General features: G+C 59.1%; 28 protein-coding genes. 13 read left to right on the top strand and 15 right to left on the bottom strand.

Annotation, left to right across the window (positions count from 1 at the left end; all coding sequences use genetic code 11):
- The first annotated feature begins 38 nt into the window (after positions 1–38).
- Positions 39–1,988: a hypothetical protein gene (locus KR100_RS11345; RefSeq protein ID WP_162176527.1), complete on the top strand. Its 1,950-nt coding sequence runs from the start codon at positions 39–41 to the stop codon at positions 1,986–1,988.
- Between the two features lie 28 nt (positions 1,989–2,016).
- Here the strand turns inward: KR100_RS11345 and KR100_RS11340 are convergent, their stop codons facing one another.
- The 8 genes from KR100_RS11340 to psbD form a co-directional block, all read right to left on the bottom strand.
- The gene (locus KR100_RS11340) at positions 2,017–2,616 is read right to left on the bottom strand and encodes a TMEM165/GDT1 family protein (RefSeq protein ID WP_038546015.1); all 600 of its coding nucleotides are present in this window, start codon (positions 2,614–2,616) and stop codon (positions 2,017–2,019) included.
- A gap of 83 nt (positions 2,617–2,699) precedes the next feature.
- Positions 2,700–3,221: a hypothetical protein gene (locus tag KR100_RS11335; protein WP_038546012.1), complete on the bottom strand. Its 522-nt coding sequence runs from the start codon at positions 3,219–3,221 to the stop codon at positions 2,700–2,702.
- A gap of 47 nt (positions 3,222–3,268) precedes the next feature.
- A complete protein-coding gene (locus KR100_RS16105; protein ID WP_162176526.1) occupies positions 3,269–3,457 on the bottom strand; it encodes a hypothetical protein in 189 nt (62 codons plus the stop codon).
- A gap of 68 nt (positions 3,458–3,525) precedes the next feature.
- On the bottom strand, positions 3,526–4,512 hold the full coding sequence (cysK, locus tag KR100_RS11330; RefSeq protein ID WP_038546009.1) for a cysteine synthase A: 987 nt from the start codon (positions 4,510–4,512) through the stop codon (positions 3,526–3,528).
- Between the two features lie 95 nt (positions 4,513–4,607).
- A complete protein-coding gene (locus KR100_RS11325; RefSeq protein WP_038546006.1) occupies positions 4,608–6,062 on the bottom strand; it encodes a PLP-dependent transferase in 1,455 nt (484 codons plus the stop codon).
- Entirely contained in the window at positions 6,059–7,207 is a 1,149-nt protein-coding gene (locus KR100_RS11320) for a PLP-dependent aspartate aminotransferase family protein (RefSeq protein ID WP_038546003.1), read from the bottom strand. Before KR100_RS11320 ends, KR100_RS11325 begins: the two co-directional genes overlap by 4 nt.
- 187 nt (positions 7,208–7,394) lie before the next feature.
- Positions 7,395–8,783 carry a photosystem II reaction center protein CP43 gene (gene psbC / locus KR100_RS11315; RefSeq protein WP_038546000.1) on the bottom strand — a complete coding sequence of 463 codons (1,389 nt, stop codon included), beginning with the start codon at positions 8,781–8,783 and terminating at the stop codon, positions 7,395–7,397.
- Positions 8,767–9,822: a photosystem II D2 protein (photosystem q(a) protein) gene (psbD, locus tag KR100_RS11310; RefSeq protein ID WP_006041823.1), complete on the bottom strand. Its 1,056-nt coding sequence runs from the start codon at positions 9,820–9,822 to the stop codon at positions 8,767–8,769. The genes psbC and psbD overlap by 17 nt, the downstream gene beginning before the upstream one ends.
- 186 nt (positions 9,823–10,008) lie before the next feature.
- On the opposite strand from psbD, the gene KR100_RS11305 reads away from it, so the two are divergent.
- The 3 genes from KR100_RS11305 (at position 10,009) to KR100_RS14535 (ending at position 12,000) form a co-directional block, all read left to right on the top strand.
- Positions 10,009–10,545, top strand: a complete 537-nt coding sequence (locus tag KR100_RS11305; RefSeq protein WP_038545995.1) for a photosystem I assembly protein Ycf4 — start codon at positions 10,009–10,011, stop codon at positions 10,543–10,545.
- 4 nt (positions 10,546–10,549) lie between these two features.
- On the top strand, positions 10,550–11,224 hold the full coding sequence (locus KR100_RS11300) for a peptidylprolyl isomerase (RefSeq protein WP_038545992.1): 675 nt from the start codon (positions 10,550–10,552) through the stop codon (positions 11,222–11,224).
- Positions 11,225–11,286: 62 nt separating this feature from the next.
- On the top strand, positions 11,287–12,000 hold the full coding sequence (locus tag KR100_RS14535; RefSeq protein ID WP_051847500.1) for a CAP domain-containing protein: 714 nt from the start codon (positions 11,287–11,289) through the stop codon (positions 11,998–12,000).
- Positions 12,001–12,012: 12 nt separating this feature from the next.
- On the opposite strand, the gene ilvN is transcribed toward KR100_RS14535, so the two are convergent.
- Positions 12,013–12,543, bottom strand: a complete 531-nt coding sequence (gene ilvN / locus KR100_RS11290; protein WP_038545989.1) for an acetolactate synthase small subunit — start codon at positions 12,541–12,543, stop codon at positions 12,013–12,015.
- Positions 12,540–13,502 (bottom strand): alpha/beta fold hydrolase, encoded by a 963-nt coding sequence (locus KR100_RS11285; RefSeq protein ID WP_051847498.1) that lies wholly within the window; start codon positions 13,500–13,502, stop codon positions 12,540–12,542. Before KR100_RS11285 ends, ilvN begins: the two co-directional genes overlap by 4 nt.
- On the opposite strand from KR100_RS11285, the gene KR100_RS11280 reads away from it, so the two are divergent.
- The 5 genes from KR100_RS11280 to KR100_RS11260 are packed head-to-tail and all read left to right on the top strand — an operon-like array spanning position 13,480 to position 16,859.
- On the top strand, positions 13,480–14,676 hold the full coding sequence (locus tag KR100_RS11280; RefSeq protein WP_038545986.1) for a N2,N2-dimethylguanosine tRNA methyltransferase: 1,197 nt from the start codon (positions 13,480–13,482) through the stop codon (positions 14,674–14,676). The genes KR100_RS11285 and KR100_RS11280 overlap by 23 nt on opposite strands.
- A 22-nt stretch (positions 14,677–14,698) precedes the next feature.
- A complete protein-coding gene (petM, locus tag KR100_RS11275) occupies positions 14,699–14,797 on the top strand; it encodes a cytochrome b6-f complex subunit PetM (protein ID WP_028952579.1) in 99 nt (32 codons plus the stop codon).
- A 55-nt stretch (positions 14,798–14,852) separates the two neighbouring features.
- Entirely contained in the window at positions 14,853–15,815 is a 963-nt protein-coding gene (locus KR100_RS11270; RefSeq protein WP_038545983.1) for an NAD(P)H-binding protein, read from the top strand.
- Positions 15,816–15,864: 49 nt separating this feature from the next.
- The gene (locus KR100_RS16100) at positions 15,865–16,080 is read left to right on the top strand and encodes a hypothetical protein (RefSeq protein WP_038545981.1); all 216 of its coding nucleotides are present in this window, start codon (positions 15,865–15,867) and stop codon (positions 16,078–16,080) included.
- Entirely contained in the window at positions 16,077–16,859 is a 783-nt protein-coding gene (locus KR100_RS11260) for a methyltransferase domain-containing protein (protein WP_038545977.1), read from the top strand. The genes KR100_RS16100 and KR100_RS11260 overlap by 4 nt, the downstream gene beginning before the upstream one ends.
- Here KR100_RS11260 and KR100_RS11255 read toward each other — a convergent pair.
- Positions 16,798–17,490 carry a pseudouridine synthase gene (locus KR100_RS11255; protein WP_038548721.1) on the bottom strand — a complete coding sequence of 231 codons (693 nt, stop codon included), beginning with the start codon at positions 17,488–17,490 and terminating at the stop codon, positions 16,798–16,800. The two genes, KR100_RS11260 and KR100_RS11255, sit on opposite strands and share 62 nt — an antisense overlap.
- 56 nt (positions 17,491–17,546) lie before the next feature.
- Between KR100_RS11255 and KR100_RS16400 the strand changes: the two genes are divergently transcribed.
- The 3 genes from KR100_RS16400 (at position 17,547) to infA (ending at position 19,874) form a co-directional block, all read left to right on the top strand.
- Positions 17,547–17,717: a hypothetical protein gene (locus KR100_RS16400; RefSeq protein WP_162176439.1), complete on the top strand. Its 171-nt coding sequence runs from the start codon at positions 17,547–17,549 to the stop codon at positions 17,715–17,717.
- Positions 17,718–17,736: 19 nt separating this feature from the next.
- Positions 17,737–19,389, top strand: a complete 1,653-nt coding sequence (locus KR100_RS11245) for a hypothetical protein (protein WP_038545972.1) — start codon at positions 17,737–17,739, stop codon at positions 19,387–19,389.
- Positions 19,390–19,604: 215 nt separating this feature from the next.
- Positions 19,605–19,874: a translation initiation factor IF-1 gene (gene infA / locus KR100_RS11240; RefSeq protein WP_028952574.1), complete on the top strand. Its 270-nt coding sequence runs from the start codon at positions 19,605–19,607 to the stop codon at positions 19,872–19,874.
- Positions 19,875–19,877: 3 nt separating this feature from the next.
- On the opposite strand, the gene trxB is transcribed toward infA, so the two are convergent.
- From trxB to KR100_RS11225, 3 genes are all read right to left on the bottom strand, one after another.
- Positions 19,878–21,302, bottom strand: a complete 1,425-nt coding sequence (gene trxB / locus KR100_RS11235) for a thioredoxin-disulfide reductase (protein ID WP_081858912.1) — start codon at positions 21,300–21,302, stop codon at positions 19,878–19,880.
- A gap of 108 nt (positions 21,303–21,410) precedes the next feature.
- Positions 21,411–21,659 carry a hypothetical protein gene (locus KR100_RS11230; protein WP_038548717.1) on the bottom strand — a complete coding sequence of 83 codons (249 nt, stop codon included), beginning with the start codon at positions 21,657–21,659 and terminating at the stop codon, positions 21,411–21,413.
- A gap of 96 nt (positions 21,660–21,755) precedes the next feature.
- Positions 21,756–23,159 carry a DEAD/DEAH box helicase gene (locus KR100_RS11225; RefSeq protein WP_369793844.1) on the bottom strand — a complete coding sequence of 468 codons (1,404 nt, stop codon included), beginning with the start codon at positions 23,157–23,159 and terminating at the stop codon, positions 21,756–21,758.
- 37 nt (positions 23,160–23,196) lie between these two features.
- On the opposite strand from KR100_RS11225, the gene KR100_RS11220 reads away from it, so the two are divergent.
- Positions 23,197–23,454, top strand: a complete 258-nt coding sequence (locus KR100_RS11220; protein WP_369793796.1) for a hypothetical protein — start codon at positions 23,197–23,199, stop codon at positions 23,452–23,454.
- Here the strand turns inward: KR100_RS11220 and KR100_RS11215 are convergent.
- On the bottom strand, positions 23,436–24,014 hold the full coding sequence (locus KR100_RS11215; RefSeq protein ID WP_038545964.1) for an EF-1 guanine nucleotide exchange domain-containing protein: 579 nt from the start codon (positions 24,012–24,014) through the stop codon (positions 23,436–23,438). The genes KR100_RS11220 and KR100_RS11215 overlap by 19 nt on opposite strands.
- Positions 24,015–24,074: the final 60 nt, after the last annotated feature.

Genomic DNA, 24,074 nt, shown 5'->3' with positions numbered 1-24,074 from the left:
TGATCAGTCATCGGATCAATGTGGTTTCATCAACAGTCGTGCTTCGTTTCCCGAGTGTTGAACGAGACCATTGTATTGCGTTGTTAACCCGTTGTTTTGTTGACCCTTTTACAGATCAAAACGTTGAATCGGCCCTCTCTCGTGATAATCAAATCACCGATATTGTTGAACGGCCACCTTTTCGTAATGCACTTCGTAGTGGTGTGATTTGTGCCTCTGTCTTGGCACTTGATTCTTTGTTTGTGATTCCGCCGCTGACCCTGGCGGTCCTGGCTACCTTCGTCAGCTTCCCTCTGATTCGCCATACCTTTCATGCCTTGCGTAAGAGATGCTCTGGTGATTCCGCTGCGATGGAATCTCTTCTCTCATCGTCCGTTGAGTTGACATTATCGTCGGCTTTGATCGGCAGTGGTTTGGCGAGGGAGTTGTTTGTTGATGAGTTGATGGGGCATTCCACATCGGCCATTCGCTCGATCAGTCAGGACCCCGAAGGACGCAGTCGTGAGTTTTACGACTTCATTGGTCGTTTAAAACGAAATATTCAACTGACGCTTGTCGAACCATCGTCACTCGTCCCTTTTGATTCACAAATTGCTCTTGGTGATATTGCAGCTGGCCAGCTCTACAACATCAAAACTGATTCTCACGTTTTCCTTCACTCTCGACTGATCAAGGGTGAGCTGTTGGTTGTTAATACTCTTGTCGATGGTTCCACTCTGCCATACAGGCTATTGCCTGGCGATGAGATTCAATTTGGCACTTATGTTCTTCAAGGTGATGCGCTCTGCAAAGTTCTTGACACCTTTGAAAAGACTCCAGTGCTGACAATTCACGACGCTAAGAATCAGTCAAAGTTGCGATCATCATCAGCACCATCCCAAAAACGTTATCGAGCCTTTGCGTCACCCCTTCAGCTCGGCTTCGGCTTGTGGTCTCTGTTGGGCGGTTTTACAGAACGGGCCATTGCTGTTTTGGCATTTGATCCATTCAAAGATATTCAATCTTCGAATCTTTCATCGGGGGAGACGGCTCTTGTTGATATGGCTTTGAACCAAGTGCACATGTCTGACGCTTTAACAATATCGTCACTCTCCTGCGTTGATCATGTTCTGTTCAGTATCAATACATTGCGGCATCTTGGTGATTTTCAGCTTCGAGAGGAGGCCATTCATTCGGATTGTGCCAAGGGTGACTTGATTCATATGTTGTATTCCGTTGCTGTGGCCATGCAAGCAGATCCGGCCATTGTCTTCTGGGGTGTTTTGGCTGAAACCGACCTCAAGCCTTTATCAGTTTCTTTTTTAAATGTCAGTGCGGGCTGGATATGTGAATCGATGTACGTTGTCAGTTTCGACGGGAAAGAACCTGTTTCAATTAAATTTGAACATGGAGAACTCTCAAAAGAGCTTGAAAATCCTAGTCATGATATTAAGATCTCGTTTGCTTCCGGTGAGGCAATGCTGGGGACGTTACTGATTCGATGGTCTCCGGATCCTGAACTTGCTTTTGTGATCAAGCAGTTGCATTCGCTCGGTTTGAAAACCGAGGTTGTTGGAGGGTTCCATGCTGCCGACTCAAAGGAGCCGACGCTTCGCCATCAGCGGGTGATTGATTTACAGCGGGGCGGTGCAACTGTGGCTTACCTTGGTGATGTGATTGATGATATCCCTGCCATGGCCGGTGCAGATCTGGCGATCGGGTTATCAGAAGATGATACGGGATTTATATCGAAGACTGTCTGCGATGTGATTCTTGGTGGAGATCTGATGTGGCTGTCTCGTTTGATTGCGCTGAGTCGACGATATGTTTCAGCGACTGATGTCAATTCGTCGATGATTTTAGTGACCTCAGTGGCAACGTCCTTGGCGACATTGTTTGCTGGATTAACACCACTTCAAGCCATCGTGTTGTTCCGCTTTGCTCCGATTGCTGCTGAAATCAATACGTTGCTTTCACTCAATCCTAATGCTTCCAGAGTGGATGGCTGATTGGCGATCGGCCGATTTCTGGATCATTTCACAAAGTCAGTAAAATCTTTAATCCCAGAATTGTAAAAAGTGCTCCACTGATCAAACAGATCCGTTTGTGGCTGATGCTCTGTTTTAGGTATTTACCTGATGTAACGGCTGCAACGGCTAGAACGATGTTGGCGCTGACGGCTCCAGTGAAGATGCTTTCTGTGGACAGATTTGGACCTGCAGCCAGTGCCAGAAGGGCAAGCTGGGTTCGATCCCCAAATTCAGCAAGAAAGGTGGTGGTAAACGAATCCCTAATCACGGCGTGGCAAGGCAGGCTGGTGATTGCTCCGGCTGTTTGTTGCCTATCGATTTGGGTGTTTTCTCGCTGATGGTGCTGCCGTGCGTCGAGGAAGGCTTTGATGCCGAACGCCAGAAATGTTGTGCCTGAAACGACGCGAATCACATCCATGGAGATGTGTGAACGCAACCAGACGCCGATTCCAATCCAAAGTGCCGCTCCGATTGTGAGAGCCAACACACTGCCTGTGAACACCCAGCGTGCCTTATGTCTTGCTGCAAGGACCAGGGCAGTCAGAAACGACTTGTCCCCAATTCCAGCAACTGCAACCGTGGCGAATGCAGTCGTAAAACCAGCCACGGTTCCAGACTAAAAAGATCTATCAAAACTAATGGGTTTGTGAAGACGATGTGGTATCCGTTAGTGCTCTCGGAACGTTGCGTTCAATTGTGTTGCGAACGCCTCACTTTCCATGCTGAGCGCTGACCCACCCTTCGAATGCGGAGAAACTCCAGCCCCATCCTGTGAAAGCCATCGATGCCATCACTGAGGACTTCCAAGGGCGGAAGACGTTTGAGATCGAGCAATGAACAGATCTCCTGGCTGGGTACTTCCACACCCGTGGTCTGCAGAAGATCAAGGACTTCAATGCGTTCCCGCAGAAGTCGCAGTTTTGAGTACTTCCTGAGATCTTCATCCTCTTGTCCAGGGGAGGCATTCAGTGGCACGAGGGGTGCGTCATCGATGACTGCGGTTGGTACCACTTCAGCGATCAGCGGCTCCTGAGGGTTGCTCTTGCCGAGATGTTGATAGAGAACACTCACTTGATCCTGTCGGATCCAGGTGCGCATTCCCTTTCTGATCGGCTCGATTCCCACTTCGCGGATCACCAACAGCAGATCAACGCGGCTGAGCCCTAGATCGGCTTCAAGCGTTCCAAGGCTGACCACCTGGCTGCTGTTCATCGCACGGACGCTCACAACCGTCGGAAGATGTCTGTTCTTATCACGATTCAACAAACTTGTCCGAACATCCAGAGCAGTTCCTGGCGGAACCACTCCGATGTGGCAGTCGGCCTGTCTGCGTTCTCAATGTCGTCGCCTGTGATGGTGAGTCGACGGCTCCCTGTGTCATCGCTGTCGCTCAGGATCAACAACGATTCAGGTCCATTTTGAACGGCCCCTTGGGGTGTGACTGTCAAGCAGCCACTCCCTCTTCAACCGCATTCAACAAACAGAGACGGCCAGCCTCAAACAGAAACAGCCAGCCTCAAACAGCCACTGGTTGTTCAATGATCCCTGTGGGCACGTCAGCAAACATCACCGAGGAGAGATAACGCTCAGCCAGGTCCGGCAGCACCACCACAATGGTCTTGCCGGCATAGGCGTCCTGTTCGGCGAGGCGAATCGCTGCGGCTGCAGCAGCACCGCAGGAAATGCCCACCAGCAGACCCTCCTCCTGGGCAAGACGCAACGCCATGGCGATGGATTCATCGTTGGTGACCTGTTCCACCTTGTCCACGACCGATAAATCAAGGTTCTTGGGAATGAAGCCGGCACCGATGCCTTGAATCTTGTGGGGACCGGGTTTCACAGCTTCGCCATTCATCGTTTGGCTGATGACCGGGCTGTTCGTCGGTTCGACGGCGACGGATTCGATGGCTTTGCCGGCCTCGTTCTTGATGTAGCGCGACACACCTGTGATCGTGCCGCCGGTGCCCACGCCCGCCACGAGCACATCGATGGCTCCATCGCAATCGTTCCAGATTTCAGGGCCGGTGGTCTTGAAATGGATGTCCGGGTTGGCGGGATTGTCGAACTGCCCGGGCATGAAATATTTGGCGGGGTCGCTGTCGGCGATTTCCTTGGCTTTGGCGATCGCACCCGGCATGCCTTTGGCTGCTTCTGTGAGCACAAGTTCTGCACCAAGCACCGCCATGACGCGACGACGCTCGATCGACATCGATTCGGGCATCGTGAGGATCAGCTTGTAACCCCTTGATGCGGCCGTGAAAGCGAGGGCGATGCCGGTGTTTCCCGAGGTAGGTTCAACAATGACCTTCCCTTTGGTTAACTTGCCGCTTTTCTCGGCATCCCAGATCATGTTGGCCCCGATGCGACATTTGACGCTGTAAGCAGGATTGCGGCCTTCGATCTTGGCCAGCACGGTGGCCTTGCAGTTCTTGGTGACGCTGTTCAGCTTGACCAGGGGGGTGTTGCCAATGGCCAGGCTGTTGTCGTCGTAAATGCGGGACATGGAATGTCAGTGAAGGACCCGAATAATCCAAATTAGGAATATCAATCGCGAGGAGCCCTGTTGTTAAGGGCAAGTTCAGACTTCGCCGAATTGATTCAGCTGGCCAGGGCCTGCTGGAAGCGTTCAAAGAGATCAAGGGGATCCTCCAGACCCACGGACACCCTCAGGAGATGACCTGAGACGCCATAGGTTGCGGCCCAGTCCAGCTCGTCGTAGTGGGCCAGTTGTGTGTAGGGACAAGCCAGGGTGAATGAGGTCCCCAGGCTGGGCCCCTTGTTCACTCTCAAGCCGTCGTAGACCCGCCGCGCCTGGCCTTCATCCCCGATCACTTCAAAGGACAGCAGACAGCCATGTCCTGCATTCGGTCGCATCAGCGCCTGGAAGTTGGGGCAGTCCTTGGGATGGAGAACCCGTTTCACGGCGGGATGATTCTCGAGGTGCCGGGCCAGTGCCAGGCAGTTCGCATCCAGTTGCGCCACACGTTGGCTCACATCACGGCTGGCGTCCTCCAGCGCGATGGCGTCGGCATCATTCAGCGTTGCCAAGGGCTCAATCTGATCCAGAAATTGATCGCTCCAGGCCGAGTGAGGACTCACCAGCAGGCTGCCGGCCATCACATCTCCCCGTCCGGCGAAGCTCTTGGTGAGGGAGGTGAAGATCAGATCCACATACGGGAGTGCCTGCAGATTGATCCCTGTTCCGATCGTGTCGTCCGCAATCACGGGGATGCCTCGGGCATGGGCAAGCTCTGCGATCGCGGGCAGATCAACACAGCGCAGCAGTGGGTTGCTGGGTAGTTCCACGATCACAGCCGCGGGCGACAGTCGTTCGAGGTTGGCGGCCAGTTCAGCGAGATCACTGCTTTGCATCAGCTCGCCGCCGTGGAAAACCACCTGCGGTTGCTTGAGCACATCGACGTAGGGAAAGCCCAGTTGCAGGGTGGGACGATTCGGCCGCAACGCTTGAATCGCCGTCAGCGCAGCGTGCAGTCCTGCCATCCCTGCCGTATGCAGGCTGATCCTGGCCACGTCGACGTCGTGGATCTGAGCCAGTCGCTCGCGGACGATGCGGCGAGCCTGCTGGCCAGCCCCCGGGGATGGCGCTGGTTCGCGATGGAGGGCGATGGCGACCTGTCGCGAAGTAGCACCCAGACCGGTGTGCTGCCAGAACGCCCGCGCCGGTGGTGTGGCCTCAGCATCGGCCTTGAGACAACACAATCCTGCTGACTGAACAACCTGTGTTTGGCTCGCAGGTGCTTTGCGCCGGCAATGGGCAGCGGAGGCGCGCGCCGCCGCCTCGGAGGAATAGGGCCAGGCAGACCCTCCTGGGCTGGCGATCTCATCGGCCAGTTCCCGCAGCAATGGATGCAGGCCGAAGCGCGGATAGATGGTCTTGAGTGCGTTGCGGCAGGCGGGATCGTTCTCTTCGTAGGCAATCACGTCCTGCCAGCGGGGCAGCGCCACAGACACCGCATGGGGGGCGTCGGGCAGAGGATGGCCGAGATCAGAGCCCTGCCAGCAGGGGTCGTTGCGCAGATTGCGGGGACTCACGCCAGACGCTCCAGGGCCTGCTCCAGATCAGCCTGGAGATCGGCAAGGTCTTCGCAGCCCACGGAGAAACGCACCAGACCATCGTCGATGCCGAGTTTCTTCTTCACGTCAGGAGCGACGGCGGCATGGGTCATCGTGGCGGGATGGCAGATGAGGCTTTCAATGCCACCAAGGCTTTCCGCCATCGTGAACCAACGCAGGCTTTTGCACAGGGAGTAGGTCTGCTCCTGACTGGTGTTGAAGCTGACGGTGACAATGGCCCCGCCGGCAGCCATCTGTTGTTGGGCCACCGCGTGCTGGGGGTGGTCATGGCGATGCGGGTAGCGTACCCAGCTGACGCTTGGATGCTCGGCCAGCTGATCGGCGAGGGCGGCGGCATTGGCCATCTGCTGGTTCAGCCGCAGTGGCAGCGTCTTGATGCCGCGGGTGATCAGCCAGCAGTCGAAGGGAGAAGGCTGCAGACCAAGGGCTTTCTGGGAGAACACCATCTTGTGGTGCCAGTCGGGATCGTTGGTGCAGACCACGCCGCCGAGGGCATCGGAATGACCGTTGATGTATTTGGTGGTGCTGGTGAGTGAAAGGGTGGCGCCGAGTTGAAGCGGGCGCTGAACAAGGGCGGTGGCAAAGGTGTTGTCAACGACCACAGGAATGTTGAGGGCCCAGGCAACGCCGCAGACCGCCTTGAGGTCGATCACCTTCAGCAGTGGATTGGTGGGACTTTCCAGCCACACCATGGCCGGTTTGCTGCGCTCGATCAGGTCGAGTGCGCCGGGTTGGGTGAAGTCGGCCCATTCGGTACGCAGCCCGAATTTGGCGAACACCTGCTCGAACAGGCGCACCGTGCAGCCGTAGAGGTTTTCCTCACAGAGCACCAGATCCCCATGTTGTAGTTGGGAGACCACGGCTGTGATGGCGCTGACCCCTGAGGCGAAAACGGTCGCGTGGTCCGCCTCTTCCAGAGCAGCGAGCACCCGATCCAGGATGCGGAAATTGGGGTTGCCTGAGCGGGTGTAGTCGAACCCTTCTTCGTTGCCATGGGCGAAGGTCGAACTCGGGAAGATCGGTGGCATCACCGTGCCCGTCTGGGAGGCAAAGCTTTCGCCGTGATGGATCACACGGGTGTTCAGGCCTGGTTCGGTGGACAAAGCCGCTGACGCGATCGATGAAGGCTAGAAAATCGCTGGCCAGGCCTTCGTTGACCAAAAGGATCGCTTTTCGTTGTAACGCGTTGGTCCTGGCGGGTTTGTTTTGGCGGAGTCGTGGTGGGCTTCAAAAAAAAGGCCCCACCTTGCGGTGGAGCCTGAGAGACGATCGCTTGAGAGATGCCGATTCTCAGTCGAGATCGGGCATGCCCAGCACAGGCTCGGCTTGACGGTCGATGCCTTTCTCGAAGCCAGCAGCGGCAGCACGGGCACGGCCGGCGTGCCAGAGGTGGCCGATCAGGAAGAAGAAGGCGAGCACGAACTGCGTTGCACCCAGCCACTGGCGAAGGTTCACGTAGTTCACCGAGTTGGGCTCGGTGATGATGCCGCCCACGGAGTTGATCGACGCGTTGGGAGCGTGGGTCATGTACTCAGCCGCACGGCGGACCTGCCAGGGCTGAATGTCGTTCTGGAGCTTGTCGAGGCTCAGACCGTTGGGTCCGCGCAGGGGCTCCAGCCAGGGACCACGGAAGTCCCAGAAACGCATGGTTTCTCCACCGAAGATGATTTCACCGGTGGGGGAGCGCATCAGGTACTTGCCAAGGCCGGTGGGGCCCATGGCGGAACCGATGTTGGCGCCGAGGCGCTGGTCACGCACCAGAAATGTGAAGCTCTGAGCCTGGGAAGCCTCAGCGTTGGTGGGTCCCCAGAACTCGGAGGGATAAGCGGTGTTGTTGAACCAGATGTAGGCCGAGGCGATGAAGCTCATGAAGCTCAGAGCGCCGAGGCTGTAGCTCAGGTAGGCCTCACCGTTCCAGATGAAGGCGCGACGCACCCAGCCGAAGGGTTTGGTGATGGTGTGCCAGATGCCACCGAAGATCAGGGTCAGACCCAGCCAGATGTGGCCACCGATGATGTCCTCCATGGAGTTCACACCGATGATCCAGCCTTCGCCGCCGAAGGGGGCACGGAACAGATAGCCGAAGATCACACCCGGGTCGAGGGTCGGGTTGGTGATCAGACGGACATCACCACCGCCTGGTGCCCAGGTGTCGTAAACGCCACCGAAGAACATGGCCTTGAAGACCAGCAGCAGGCAGCCGACGCCGAGAAGAATCAGGTGATAACCAATGATGTTGGTCATCTGATTCTTGTCCCGCCAGTCCTGGGAGAAGAACGAGGAATAGTTTTCGAGGATCTCCGGACCACGCAGGGCGTGGTAAAGGCCGCCGAGGCCGAGCACGGCGGAGCTGATCAGGTGCAGAACACCGACCACGAAGAAGGGGAACAGATCGGTGACTTCACCGCCTGGACCAACGCCGTAACCGAGGGTGGCGACGTGGGGCATGCAGATGAAGCCCTGCTCGTACATGGGCTTGTCGTAGGTGAAGTGACTCACCTCGAACAGCATCATGGCGCCTGCCCAGAACACCATCAGACCAGCGTGGGCCACGTGGGCACCCAGCAGACGGCCGGACAGGTTGATCAGACGGGCATTACCGGACCACCAGGCATAACCGGTGGAGTCGAGGTCTTTGCCGCCGGTGGCGACAAGACCGGGATTAGAGAGCGTTACCACGGGGCAGAACCTCTTCAGGGAAGACGAAGTTTTCGTGTGGCTGGTCAGCCGGTGCCATCCAGGCACGCAGACCTTCATTCAGAAGAATGTTCTTGGTGTAGAAGGTCTCAAATTCAGGATCCTCAGCAGCGCGGATTTCCTGTGACACGAAGTCATAGGCACGCAGGTTGAGGGCCAGACCGATGATGCCGATGGAGCTGGTCCACAGGCCCATCACCGGGACAAACAACATGAAGAAGTGCAGCCAGCGCTTGTTGGAGAAGGCGATCCCGAAGATCTGGCTCCAGAAGCGGTTGGCGGTGACCATGGAATAAGTCTCTTCTTCCTGGGTGGGCTCGAACGCCTTGAAGGTGTTGGCCTGCTCGCCGTCCTCAAACAGGGTGTTCTCCACGGTTGCGCCGTGGATGGCACAGAGCAGAGCACCGCCGAGGATGCCGGCCACGCCCATCATGTGGAAGGGATTCAGGGTCCAGTTGTGGAAGCCCTGGAGGAAGAGCAGGAAGCGGAAGATCGCTGCCACCCCGAAGGAGGGAGCGAAGAACCAGCTGCTCTGGCCGAGGGGGTACATCAGGAAGACGCTGACGAACACCGCAATCGGGCCGGAGAAGGCGATGGCGTTGTAGGGGCGAATGCCGACGAGACGGGCGATCTCGAACTGACGCAGCATGAAGCCGATCAGGGCGAAGGCGCCGTGCAGGGCGACGAAGGCCCAGAGACCACCGAGCTGACACCAGCGCACGAAGTCGCCCTGAGCCTCAGGGCCCCAGAGCAGCAGCAGGCTGTGACCCATCGCATCAGCGGGGGTGGAGACAGCAGCGGTGAGGAAGTTGCAACCTTCCAGGTACGAAGAGGCAATGCCGTGGGTGTACCAGGAGGTGACGAAGGTGGTGCCGGTCAGCCAGCCACCGATGGCCAGGTAGGCCGTTGGGAAAAGAAGAATGCCGGACCAGCCGACAAAAACGAAGCGGTCGCGCTTGAGCCAGTCATCGAGGACGTCGAACCATCCCCGCTGTGGCGCGCGTCCTACAGCGATCGTCATAGAGAAAACGGTGCGGATGTCCCGCAGGCTGTGGGATACCGGGCGACCTTAACAATCCTGAAGCGTCTGGTGGGAGGTGTTTGCATCACCTGAAATCCCTTGTATCGCTTTGTTTCTTAGGGTTTTCTTTGACATTCGCGCTGTGGCCCGCCTCGGTACACAATGACGGTTCCTCAAAGAGTCGTCATGTCGGCAGAGGTGCTCGAGCAACCGGTGCTCGGATCCCGGCGTTTGTCCAACTATCTCGTGGCCTCTGCGGTCAGCATCGGAGGGTTGGGATTTCTGCTGGCCTCTCTCTCCAGCTTTCTCGGCACCGACTTGTTGCCGCTCGGCCATCCAGCTGCGCTGATCTTCGTTCCCCAGGGATTGATCATGGGGCTTTACAGCATCGCTGCTGCTCTTCTGGCCACCTACCTCTGGTACGTGATCGGCGTGAATGTCGGCTCCGGTCTGAACCGATTCGACAAGCAGGCCGGTTTGGTCACGATCACCCGTCGTGGCTTCCGTCGGCCGATCAGCGTTGAAATCGCTCTCAAGGATGTGAAGGCCGTGAAGGTGGAGGTTCGCGATGGCTTCAATGCCCGTCGACGTGTTTCCCTGCGGGTACAGGGCCGACGAGACCTGCCGCTGACCCGTGTCGGCGAGCCCCTGCCCCTTGCCCAGCTTGAACAGGACGGCGCTGAGCTGGCCCGCTTCCTCGGCGTCAACCTTGAAGGACTCTGAACCGATGCGTCAATTTCGTCTCCTGGCCCTGCTGCTGCTGGTGCCCCTGGTCGTGAGTTGCAGCAGCTCCAACAGCGCGGGACTCAGCCAGAGTTGCGCCAACGCAGCTGCAGCCTGTCTTCAGGGAAAGGCCATCGTGGAGATGACCACCAGCAAGGGAGCCATCACCATCGAGGTTGATGGCGATGCAGCTCCCCTGACGTCCGGCAACTTCGTTGACCTCGTCGGCCGTGGGGTCTACGACGGCACGATGTTCCATCGCGTGGTCAGAGATCCCGTCCCCTTTGTGGTTCAGGGGGGAGATCCCACCTCGAAGGATCGCTCCACTCTCACCAGTCAGCTGGGCAGCGGCAGCTTCGTGGACCCGGAGAGCGGTCAGGCCCGCATGATCCCTCTCGAGCTGAAATTCACGAACGAAGAGACTCCGCGATATAGCCGGGTGGTGACCAATCCCTCCGAGCTCAGCACGCTCGCTCTGATGCATGAACGGGGGGCCGTGGCGATGGCCCGATCCCAGTCACCTGATTCCGCCAGCGCTCAGTTCTATATCGCCCTGAAATCCCTCCCCGAACTGGATGGGCGTTATGCCGTGTTCGGACGGGTGACGAACGGTCTGGAGGTGGTCGATGCCATCCGTCAGGGTGATCGCATTACCCAAGCCACGCTGAAGACTCCCTGAGAACGGCTGAGAAACTCCTGAAATCAGCGTCGAAGGCTGTTGCTGTCCACTAGGACGGAAAGATGGCGTTCACTCTCTCGAGCAGAGGCTCCTTCAGGAATTCGATCTCCACGGGTGGGGAGCAGTTGCTGGTTCCCATCGACATTGAGCCTGACCATCACTTCAGCCTTCAGGTCAAAGCTCGTGGCGATTGGCCCCTGGTGTCGATTGCAACCCCTTCAGGTGCAGCGGTTCAGGAAGCGTCGTCTTACGGCAGTGACCAGGCGCGCACAGGGCTGATCGATCCCGGCCGCATCGGCGATCAGTCTCTGGTGGCCAACGTCTCGATGCAGGGAGGCCGAACGGGACGGTTCAAGTTGACATTGCTGGACCTCGGCTCGCTCGATGACATCAGGGATGAGGTGATCCGCTTCACGAACAAGCGGAGGCGCAAGCATGGGCTGGATCGGCTGGCTGGGGACACCCTTCTGCATCAGGCGGCCCAGGGCCACGCTGATGAAATGGATGCTGTGGGCCGTTATCTGGGCCATGACAGCGCAGATGGCCGAGATCCCGGTGATCGAATCGATGAAGCCGGCTATTCCTGGCGTGCTTATAGGGAAAATGTGGCCACTGGTCAACCCACAGCCAAACAGGTGGTGAAGGCCTGGATGCGGAGTCCTGGCCATCGCGACAATCTTCTGAGCGACAACGTGTCAGAGATCGGCATCGGTTTTGCTATTGACGACGAAAGCGGGAGCCCTTACTGGGTTCAGAAGTTCGCTGCCCCTCTGTGAGCCTGGCTGGCGTCAGGCCGGAACCCGGCTGCCGCTGGGGATGGCTTTCAACAGTTCGGTGTTGACGCCGGAGGCACGCTCTAGGGCCACTTTGCCGGTGCGGGCAATTTCGAGAATGCCGTAGGGCGCCAACAGGCGTTCGAGTGCCACCAATTTGCCGGGATCTCCCACCACTTCCAGGGTGAGGGCTTCATCGGCCACATCCACCACCTTGGCCCGAAACACCTGAACCAGATCGAAGATTGCGCTGCGGGTCTGCGCTGGTGCAGAAACCTTCAGCAACATCAGCTCCCGTTCCACGGCAGGCCGCTGGGTGAGATCCAGCACCTGCAGCACATTCACCAGCTTGTCCAGCTGTTTGGTCATCTGCTGCAGGGTCTGGTCATCCCCCTCCACCACCATCGTGAGACGCGACTGGCCATCACTTTCCGCCGGACCGACCGCAAGGCTGTCGATGTTGAAGCCGCGACGGGCGAACAGTCCGGCAATCCGGCTGAGGGCTCCGGATTCATCTTCAACCAGCACCGAGAGGGTGTGCTTCATTCGCGCTGACCTGGCCCCACCGCACTGCTAATACCCAACGTACGGTCCAGCCAGGGAAGCAGGATGCCGAGAAGCTCTTCCGGCCTCTCGTCATGGGGGCAGTGGCCGCAGTTTTCGAGAACTTCAAGGCTCAACCAGGGGAACCGCGCGGCCGTTGTCGTGCCGATGCTCAAGGGCACAAATCGGTCCTGCCGTCCCCAGAGCAGCAGCAGCGGTGATCGTCCATCGAGCTGGCTGAGCAGTGCCGGTGCTGTGGCCCCCCGCGGCCGCGTTGACATGCCGATGCTCATGGCGCGCAGAGCCCGCGCGGCCGTGGCACGACGGGCCGGTCGAGCGATCAGCCGCAGCAGTTCCCTGTCGTGCTGGATTGATGTCAGGTAGGCCCCTTGCAGAGCCTGCTTCAGCAAGGGCGTGCGGCTGATCAGCGGAACGATCAGTTCCAGAGGAAGCAGCCTCAACACCCAGGTCAGCAAACGTCTCTGCAGCCCGCGCTTTCGAGGTGGACGGCGCCTCGGCAGCGGTTGAATCAAGGCTGGATCCGGCAGAGGAGCGGCGACCACCGCTTTCACCCAGGCGGGATCAAGCACCGCCGCCGTCAGGGCCGTGAGGCCCCCGAGGGAGTTGCCGATCAGGACAGCGGGCCGCTGAATCACCTGGCGGATGAACGCAAGACTTTGAAGCGCCCAAAGTCTGTTGTCCAGGGGACGACGGGGATTCCAGCCGGGTTGATCAGAGGCCCCGAAGCCGATCAGATCGAGGGCGTAGACGAGAAATCCGGAAGCCGCCAGCAGAGGTGCCAGGTGCCTCCAGTGGGCGCTGCTGGCGCCGAAACCATGCAGCAACAGCACAGGCGGCTGGCCCTGATCCGATCCGATCACGCGCCAGTGGCAACAGAGGTCGTTCCATTGCCAGCGACTCTGCTCACCCCAGTCGGCAGTGTGGAGTGCAGCGGCAGTCACAGCGCTGGAGGATCAGGACGTTCACTATCGCGAAGGAGCTGCCGCGCTGAGCCTTGGCAGCGGCTTTTTTCGACGTGAGTCGCGTCCTGCCAGGGATCTGTCGGTGTTGCTGGCCGCTCAACAGGCTCGCGATCGACGCGATGGGCAGCAGTTGCGCTGGCTCGATCTGATGAGCGGCTGCGGCATTCGAGCCCTTCGCTGGGGCTTGGAGGCGGCGGCGGGATGTCAGATCCAGCCGGCGATTCATGCCAATGATGCGGATCCCGATCGGTTGGCTGTGCTGCAGGCCAACATGGCGCCCCTACGGATTCGAGGCCGACCTCCTCAGCTCACGGATCGACCCGCTCATCAGCTTCTGGCGGAACTGCAGCTGAGGGGCGAGCGCTTTGATCTGATTGATCTGGACGCCTTTGGTAGCCCGGGTCCCTTGATCCAGCCTGCCCTGCAGGTCCTGCGTTCTGGCGGGATTCTGTTCCTTGCGAGCACGGATGGTCGATCACCGACTGGCCACGAGCGCGCTGGCGCCGTCCGCAGCCTCGGCAGTGCAGCGCGGGTTCATCCGGCCAGCTGGGAACAGGCACTTCGTCAGCAACTGGGGTTGATCGCGCGCCTGGCCTGGATGAATGGCCAAGGCATCTGGCCGTTGCTCAGCATCAGTGATGGCCGCACGTTTCGTACTGCCGTCCGCTTGCAGCAGCGCCCGGATCCAGGCCAGGAAGACAACCTGGGGCTGCTGGCGCGCTGTGAGTCCTGTGGCGATCAGCAGCAACAGAGCCTTCTGCGGCTGACGGGTTGGCAGAGCTGTTGTTGTGGTTCAGGGCAAGGGCGCTGGCTGGTGAGCGGACCTCTCTGGCTGGGCCCGCTTCAGGATCCGATCTGCATCGAGTCCCTGATGCAGCTGACCGTCCCCTTTGCCGCTGCCACCAAGCGACTGCTCAGGCGCTTGCAGGCGGATCCGGGTTGTCCCGCTCGTGTTTGGTCAACGGCGGAGTTGTCCAAACGCCTTGGTCTGCAGGGTCCGCCACCGCTGCAGGTGCTGGTTGCCGCCCTGCGGGCGGCCGGCCACCAGGCCCACGCCAGCAGCGTGATGGCTGGTCAGCTGCGCAGCGATGTCAAATTTCCCGAGCTGTTACAGCTCTGCCGCCATTGCAGCCAGGACGAGATTAAATGGTGATTGAAACGATTCATGCGAAGCCATGGCTCAGGAAATCTTCGGCATCGCAGCTGTTTTCTGGGTGCTGATTCCGATCGGCCTCGCCGGTGGTGCACTCCTGCTGAAGCTTCAGGGCGACTGAGCCCTCGATGGTCCCCTGGGACCTCTAGGCTCGCCGCTGCAAAGGCAAGGACCCCATGCAGGTTCTGGTGGTGGGTGGCACAGGCACCCTTGGACGACAGATCGCCCGCCGGGCCATCGATGAGGGTCATAGCGTCCGCTGCATGGTGAGAACCCCACGCAAGGCTTCGTTCCTGCAGGAATGGGGATGTGAACTCACCCGTGGTGATCTTCTGGAACCTGCCAGCCTTGACTACGCCCTTGATGGGGTGGACGCGGTCATTGATGCTGCGACAAGTCGTCCCAGTGACCCGCAGAGCGTTTACGTCACCGACTGGGACGGCAAGGTGAACCTGCTGCAGGCCTGCGAGCGCGCCGAGGTGAAGCGCTTTGTGTTCCTGTCCCTCCTGGGTGCCCACCGCCATCGCGACGTGCCGTTGATGGATATCAAGGCCTGCACTGAAAATCTGCTTGAGTCCTCAGATCTGGACTACACGATCCTCCAGGGTGCTGCCTTCATGCAGGGTGTGATCGGTCAGTTCGCCATTCCTGTGCTGGAGGGCCAGACAGTCTGGGTGAGCGGCAGTCCCACAGCGATTGCCTACATGAACACCCAGGATGTGGCCCGTTTTGCGGTGGCCGCGCTGCAGCGAACGGAAACCGTGAAGGGCAGCTTCCCCGTGGTGGGTCCCCGGGCCTGGAACACCGGTGAACTGGTGCAGCTGTGCGAACGCTGCAGCGGCAAAACGGCTCGGATGTTCCGGGTTCAGCCTGTGCTGATCCGTTTGATGCAGGGTGTTGCGTCGTTCTTTGAACCTGCGGTGAACGTGGCGGAACGCCTCGCGTTCGCGGAGGTGACCGGAGGCGGACAGGCTCTCGACGCTCCGATGGAGTCCAGCTATGCGGCCTTTAATCTCGATCCAGCTGAGACCACCAATATGGAGAGCTACATCCGCGAGTACTACGACACGATTCTCAAGCGATTGCGCGAAATGGAGGCGGATCTGGACAAAGACGCCAAGAAAAAACTGCCCTTCTGATCGACAACGATTGGTTTATTTGTACTATTAATTCGATTGTTCTGATTCCATGTCTGTCGCTCAGGTCAAGAATCTTCAGCGTCGCCTGCTGCTGCTTTCCGATGAAGCGGAACAAGGCCTGAACCGTGCCTGCGGGCATGAGTTATGGAGAAGCCTCGGGCCGGATGCCATCGATGGCGTGGAAGACACAACCCGTCGCGCCGAAGCGAATTACTGGTACGGCCAGTGGAATGTGGTTCGGGAACTGCAGGAGGTGATCGGTTGACCAGCAGCAGGATCGATCAAACCGAGGCTGTTGAACAGCGCTACGGAGCTGCCGCTCAGGAGCGCGAGCCTTGTCTCTGCACACCTGTTGGCTTCGATCCCCGCTGGTTGGAGGCCATTCCAAGTGCTGTCGTGGAAAGGGATTACGGCTGCGGGGATCCCACCCGCTGGGTGCGCTGTGGTGATCGTGTGCTGGACCTGGGCAGCGGCAGCGGCAAGAACGCCTTCATCTGCGCCCAGGTTGTGGGGGCCGAAGGAGCGGTGATCGGCGTCGATCGCAACGCCGAGATGCTGCAGTTGTCCCGTTCTGCCGTTGCTGATGTGGCGGCAGCCATCGGCTACACCAACGTGCAATTCATCGACGGAGCGATCGAGGCCTTGGATGCGCCTGATCCCTCGGGTCGTCCCCTCGTTGATGAAGCCAGCATTGATGTGGTGCTCAGCAACTGCGTGCTCAATTTGGTGAATCCTGCCGCCCGGGATCGCCTGCTGAGCAACATTCGCCGGGTGCTGGCACCGGCCGGGCGCATTGCCATCAGCGACATCATCTGTGATCAGCCGGTTCCCGTGCATCTGCAGCAAGATCCCGAACTCTGGAGCGGCTGCATCAGCGGTGCCTGGCAGGAGGATGAATTCCTGAAGGCGTTCGAACAGCTCGGATTCGAGCAGGTGCGTTACGTCGATCGCAGTGTTGAGCCATGGCGGGAGCTTGAGGGAATCAAGTTCTATGCCGCGACCCTGGTCGGCCAGCTCCCCGGCTGCGCCTCCGGTTGCTGCTGATTCCCTGGTGGTTCAGCAGCTGCATCAGCCGCTTGTGTTCGCTTGGGTTCACCGGCCGCCACTCTCCGGGTTTGAGGCCATCCAGGCTCAAGGGCGGATCGCCATCCATCAAATCGATCCGGCAGCGCATCAGTCGCAGGGTCGGTAGCCCCACGGCGGCGGTCATCCGACGGACCTGACGGTTGCGGCCTTCTCGCAGGGAGATCTCCAGCCAGTGGGTTGGGATGGTTTTGCGGAAGCGGATCGGAGGATCACGTTCGGGCAGGGCAGGGATGGCATCCCCTTCAAGCCATCGCACATGAGCAGGAAGGGTTTGCCGGCCCTGGATTGAAATCCCGTCGCGGAGTTGCTGCAGCTGGTGCTGATTGGGGGTGCCCTCCACCTGCACCCAGTAGCTGCGCCAATGGCCAAAGCGTGGATCGGTGAGTCGTTGCTGCAGCTTCCCTTTGCTGGTGAGCAGGAGCAGGCCTTCGCTGTCGGCATCCAGCCGGCCTGCGGGATAAACCCCTGGCAGCTTGATCAGATCGGCCAGGCAGCTCCAGCGACTGCCAGATTCTTGTGTGAACTGACTCAGGCATCCATAGGGCTTGTACAGCAGCAGAACATCGTGTTGATTTTGTTGGTGTGTCACTGCCGATGAAGACGGCGTCTTGATGTTCGTCGCCAACATTGTGGCTAGGTTGCTGGGTGGCATTGGTTGTTGAAGGAGGCACATCCCTTGGCAGAGCTCATCTACGGATTCGACGTCTCCTTCAACGAGCCACCACCACCACCACCACCGGATGGTGGCTCACCACCGCCGCCGCCGCCGGATGGTGGCTACAGCCCACCACCGCCGCCGCCGGAGCCCCCTCGTGATCCGGAGCCCCCTCAGGACATGGGGCCCCAAGAGCCGGTCTGGGAAGATCCAATTTTTGACGATGTCACGATTGCCAAGGTTGTTTGGCCAGGCGGCAAGCACTGGGATCGTGGGCTGTACAAGTTGAGTAACGGCCGTTCAGCCTTTGCCAGCAAGGGGTTGTTGGTAGGGCAGACGCCGTTTGATTACGAAGAAATCAGACTTCAGGGTGGGGGGTATTACGACGCTCCCAGTGGTGTTGTTGGCCATACCCATACGCGCAATGGCGGCGCCTTCATCATTAAGCAGGGCGATTCCTACAAGAAACAGCAATACGCCTGGGGCAATCAGGGCCCTGTAGCGAAGGCGTCGAAGTCCGATCTAGGGAACCAGATTTATGACATAGAAGAGAGGGAAGATGAGGATATGACCGGTGATGGCGTGATCGGCCGTCCGCAGGAAGACGAGGCGGAAGTGGAAATCTCCAAAGTCGCTTATGACAATTCGGACGCAGGTTTTGATCGGTCGATTTATGAGATGACCGATGGAACGGTTAAAATGGCCGAGCAGGGTCTTGGCGTTGGCGATATCACTCTGGAGGGAGAGATACTCGCGAACAAAGATGGATCTCCGATTGATGTGTCTGGCCTGGTTGGCATCCTGGGTACGAGGAATGGTTTCAGCCTGATTTACAATAAGGCTGGTAATGTTAAAAAATTGCCCTTCAAGTGGGGGAATCGTGGCCCGCAGATTGCTGGGAAACTGCGCCAGCTTCCAGCAAAACAGGTCGAGCTAATTGAAGAACGAGAAAATATTGATGCCAACGGTGACGGTCGTATCGCTGGTGAAAGTGAGGATGCTGAAGTTCAAGAGGTCATTGTTCCGGCAAGCCGAGATGGTTTCGATCGCGCCATCTACAAGACAACCAACGGTGATTCGATCTTGGGCGAGCCTGGTTTAGAGCCGGGTGATCTTCCATTTGATAATGACCCCCTGTTGAATGCTGATGGGAGCCCCTATGACGCAGGTCGAGCTGTTGGCGTCCTGGGGATGCGCAGAGGTTTAGCCGTCATTCTGAAGAATGGAGAGAGCTTTGCCATGCAGCAATTCAGCTGGGGTGGGCGTTCTCCGAAAGCCAAAGGTAAGGAACGTGATGTGACCAGACGTATTTATGACATTGAAAATCATGAGGATCGCGATTTCACTGGTGATGGAATTATTGGTAAGCCCTACTCAGGAAATGATCCTGAAATCTCTCGGGTGATTGTTCCGAGAAATGATGAGTATGAAGAAGGGCTCTACCAGCTGAATAATGGTGAGCTTATTTTCGCGGAGTCCGACCTTGAGCCTGGGGAGACGCCATTTGAAGAGACAATTATTACTGATAGGAGGGGAAATCCCTATCCTGGCGACAAAGTCGTCGGTGTGTACTCGATCAAAAACGGATTTGCATTGGTCGAGTACCACGGCGGTATCTATAAAGAGCAAGGATTCCGCTCCAAAGGCGGTGGGAGATCAAGGCCTTTTGGAAAGCCTCGTAAGGTCAAGAACATGGATAAAACTGAATCAAAAGCGAATTTCGATATCAACAATGACGGACGGATTGGTTCTGCAGATGGAGGTGACGGAGGACCTGATTCCCGTTTAATTGATCCGGTTGATGCCAACCCGTTCGCGGACCCCCTGGCCTGATGCTGCTGGGGGGTTAGGCGTCCCCCCGCCGAGCTCTCCAGAGATTGACGACGCCAATCGAGATCAGCAGCAAGCCGATGTTCATTGACAACGGAGGGAGAATCATCGTTGAGCTGTTGAAGCCGGGAGCCTAATGGCTTCCAGCTCCTGTGGAGAGCGGTCTGTTGGCCGGCTTCTAGACTGTTTCAGCGTTATTCCTCCAGGCAAGCCACCTCATGATCGAAACGTCGGGCGTGATCGAGAAGGAACAAGGCAACGGGTTCTATCTCGTCACCCTCGAGCAGCCAGCTGGTCATCAGTGCCTTTGCCGGGCGGCTGGAAAGCTCACCAAGTTTCGGATCAAATTGCTGGCTGGAGACAAGGTGCTGGTGGAAATCAGCCCCTACGACCTCACCCGCGGACGCATCACCTACCGGGAGCGCAATGCCGGCTCCCCCGGTGGCCGTCCCGGTGGCAACCGCCCGGGGGGGCCACGGCGGCGTTGAGCCTCAGGCGGGAACGAGCAGCTGCTCGATCGCCTCTTTGAACACGCTGCGCTGTTTCACGCCGCGCCACTGCTGCACCATGGCCTTGTTGTGGAACAGCTGCACGGTGGGTGTGCCGTTGACCCCGGCCTGCTCGGCGATCGCCTGATCCGCTTCGATGTCGATCACCACGGCCTGGGCGTGGCCATCGAGCTCCTCGATCACCCGGCGCAGCTGCGGCTTCAGCACATGGCAGGGACCGCAGGTGGGCGAGGTGTAGATCACCAGCAGGGGGTTGCTGCTGTCGTGGTACAGCTTGCGCAGGGCATAACTGCCGCGCTGCCAGGGTGCCTTCGGGTCGTAGGTGGCCTCTGTCGTGGTGTCGACGTTGGTTGGAACCTCGGCCTTCTCAGGCTCGACAACCTCGCGACGAACGCGTGTGGCCAGGTTGTGATGGGTAAGCCAGCGTTCTGCCGCCAATGCCGCCTTGCAGCCGCTGCCGGCAGCGGTGATCCCCTGGCGCCATTCCGCATCGGCCACGTCGCCGGCCGCGAAGACACCGTCGATGGAGGTTTCCGGACGTCCGGACTCGGTTTTCAGATACCCCTTCTCATCCAGATCCAGTTGTCCTTGAAGAAGATCGGTGTTGGGGGTGTGCCCGATCGCATAGAACAAGCCTTTGGCTGCCAGCGTTTCAACGTTGTCTGAGCCTCGGTCCCGCAGGCTCAGGGATTCCATCCATCCGTTGCCCTGTACATCCGTCACCTCGCTGTTCCAGTGGACGGTGATGTTGGGGTTGGCGAGCACCCGGTCGGCCATGGCCGCGCTGGCCCGAAGCTGATCGGAGCGCACGATCTGATGCACATGGCTGCCGTATTTCGTGAGATACACCGCCTCTTCACAGGCGGAATCGCCGCCACCGACGACAGCCAGTTCCTCGTTGCGGAACTGGGGGGTGGCGCCGTCGCAGATGGCGCAGGCGCTGATGCCCTGGCTCCAGTACTGCGCTTCCGAGGGCAGGTTGAGGCGGTTGGCGCTGGCGCCGGTCGCGATCACCAGGGCATGGGCCAGGATCAGCTGCCCGTCCGCTTCGATGCGGAACGGGCGCTGGCTCAGATCGATTGAGTCCGCATCGGCTTCCAGCAGATGGGTCCCCCAGCGCACGGCCTGAGCCTTCATCAGATCCATCAGATCCGGGCCGAGGACGCCGTCTGGGAAGCCTGGGAAGTTCTCCACGTGCGTGGTGGTCATCAACTGTCCACCGGGGATGCCACCCCGCTGAAAGCCAGTGATCAGAAGGGGTTGAAGGTTGGCCCTGGCTGCGTAGATCGCAGCGGTGTAACCGGCAGGACCGGAGCCGACGATGACCAGATTTTCGATCTGAGCCTCCGAGCGCTGATGGTCGGAAACCTGAGGGTTTGAGGGCTGAGCGGGGGCGCCTGCAGCCATGGGCTTATGCGGAATGAGTATGAGTTGACTCTAGGGGGATCCCGGCGCTGTTCGCGCCGTCAAATGCAACACGTCAGAAACAGCAGTCCGACTTGGTTCAGTCCAGCTTCAGGCTTCAGCGCCAAGGTCGCCGGCAAGGCCATCAACCAGTCGGTAACGCTTGCTCGGATTGCGAGGAACCACGAGGGTGTTCTCGTCCAGAAGCGACTGATTTTCACCCATGCAGGTGATCCATTCTCTGAATTCCTGGGTCACTGCATAACTGTCCTCGTAGCGCTCTTCGCTGTCGAGAATTGCAATCCTTGTGGATGCCCAGCCCGTGGCAACGCTGACTCTGCGTTCCATTGCGGCATCCATGGTGACGTCTCCTTGGCTCATCAGGTTGGGGGTCCATGGGCCTCAAAAAGGCCTGGATTTGCAGAAATTCGCATTTTTCTACCCCAAAAGATGTCGTCAGCGCTGCAAAAAAGATGGCAATTGAGGTGTTTTCAGTGGAATCACCCTTCCAGCCCCATCCCCCACGGCCTCCAGCGGAAGGCTGGGTCCAGACCAGCCGGCATTGGGGGTGTCGCCGCTGCCGGGGGTGTCCTCCGCGGCCCGGATCACGTAGGGCTCAGCGATCGACCAGCCTCGGGCATATCCCATCAGCAGGGGATCGGCCGGCGCGTACACATAGGAGGGATGGCGTGGGATCGGCTCATCCCTGGCGAGTTCGGGAGTCATTCGCACGGCACGGGTGATGCCCTGAACGAAACGGCTTCGGGTCACAACGGTGGTCAGGTAGGCCACAACACGCAGGCGGGGAGCATCGAAACCCTCTGAACACATGTCGATGCTCACCAGCCAGTCGGCGGAACCGTTTTCAAAGTTGGCCAGGCGCTGAGCAGCCTCGCGCTCCTGGGAGTGGACGAGATCAACACGGCTGCCGTCCTCTTCAAGCAGCCGGGTGATCTGTTCCGCATGGTGGATGTCGCGGGCGATCACCAGCCCAGCGGCGCGGGGATGCTCCTCGCGGATGCTGATCAGCCGCCTCTGGGCTTTGAGCAGCACCTGCTGCCCGATGCTGCTGCTGTCGGCCAGGCGGATGGCCCGCCTGAGATTGCGTGCCCGCCAGCTTTCGCGTGCCTCTGCCGACAGCGGTGAGACATCGCGATCCGGCAGTCCTTCGTGGCTGTGCTCGACCCAACCGTCCTGAAACCGGAATTCCAGTGGTCTCACATCACCGGCGGCGATCAGGTCGCGCGGCTCCACGCACAGATCCGGAATGATCTGTTCCACCACATCGCTTCCCTGTCGCAGGCGAACCCTCCTGGCAGCACAGAAGGCCAGATTGTCGGCCCGGAAGGGGGTGCCGGTCAGTCCCAGGCGCAGTCGAAAGCGACTGCTGATCTCCTGAAACGTCTGGCCCCAGACGGCGGCGTCCGGCTCCTCTGGATCCACGCCCAGATGGTGCGCTTCATCGGCAACCACCAGGGTGGTGTCCGGATCCCACTGAGCAAGGTCGTCCTGCAGGCGATCAAGCTGGCGCGCCGCTGCCTGATAAGTGAGCAGCAGGCCATGGCCCGCGAGTCCCGATGTGCTCCTCTCCGGCCAATGGCAGAGCTCAAGCCCGAGCCTGCGGGAGGACCGCTGCCACTGCTCGAGGATTGAGGTTCGATGGCAGAGCACCACCAGTCGCTCCAGACGTCCCTCCTGACGCATGCTGCAGAAGGCCAGCAGGGATCCCAGGGTCTTGCCAGCCCCAGGCCCGGCAAACACCAGCAGATCGCGATCCGATGCTGCTGCACTGTTCAGTCGGCGGCGCAGCAGCAGGGTCAGTTGTGTCTGCCACTCCCGCGGACGAATGGTCGCCGGCAGGTCAAAGGATGGGGCTGTGATGGCAGATCAGCAGAAGATGAGTCTTTTTAACCATTACTTTCCGCGATGGCATCTCTACTGTCCGGCCATGGCCAAGCCTCGCCCCTCCAGCGATTTCATCGACCAACTGCGGCAGCAGTTGGATCGTTGCTGGGGCAACGAATGCGACATCGATCCCCTGATTCTTCGCGAGCGCACTCTGCGCCGTCAGGGACGCTGGCTGCAGGCCCGTTGCATTGAGCAGGAACTGCAGCCGATCGTCGGGTTTGAGTGTGATCAGAGCGCTTCGGCGTGATTCACCAGTAAGCGTTCCACTTCCATCAGGGCTTCCTCAGAGGCGCTCTGGGCAGCCGCGAGATCTCCTTTGGCGGCTTCGAGCAGCTGCTCAGAGAGACGTTCGATCAGACTCTGGCGCCTCTCCTCCAGCATCGAGACGATCTCCGTTTCCACGAGGGTGCGCACGGCCTGGATCCTCAGATCATCGGCAGCAGCTTCATCGAAGGTTCCCTGAACCAGCTCCTGAATGAACAGGCGGTGCACCTCACTGCTGCGCAGGAAACTCTCCGTCGCGTTGATGATGCCGTCCACCAGCGTGCGATCGGGTTCGGACTCCAGTTCGTTGAGCTTGAACTCCCAGTCGAGGTGGCGACGCTGCCAGCCCGCAGCATGCAGGCTGGGCATCACGTTCTGCGAAAAGGTGTCGACGGACATTTCATAAATCCGCTCCGCCAGCCGCTCGCACCAGTCACGTCCATGACTCTTCAGGCTGGCTTGCATCGTGGCGCGCTCGACTGAGTGGCCGCCGTGGTGGCTGTGGCAGACGCCGTCAGGACACTCGATCGCTGTGAGACCCATGGGCTCGGAAGGGGAATGTTTCTCAACTAGCCAGAGGTGACGCCATTGCGTGCGGTTCTT

The organism is Synechococcus sp. KORDI-100 (assembly GCF_000737535.1).
GTDB lineage: Bacteria > Cyanobacteriota > Cyanobacteriia > PCC-6307 > Cyanobiaceae > Parasynechococcus.
Note: the sequence above shows the minus strand (reverse complement) of the source record. Positions and strands in the feature narration are given on the sequence as shown.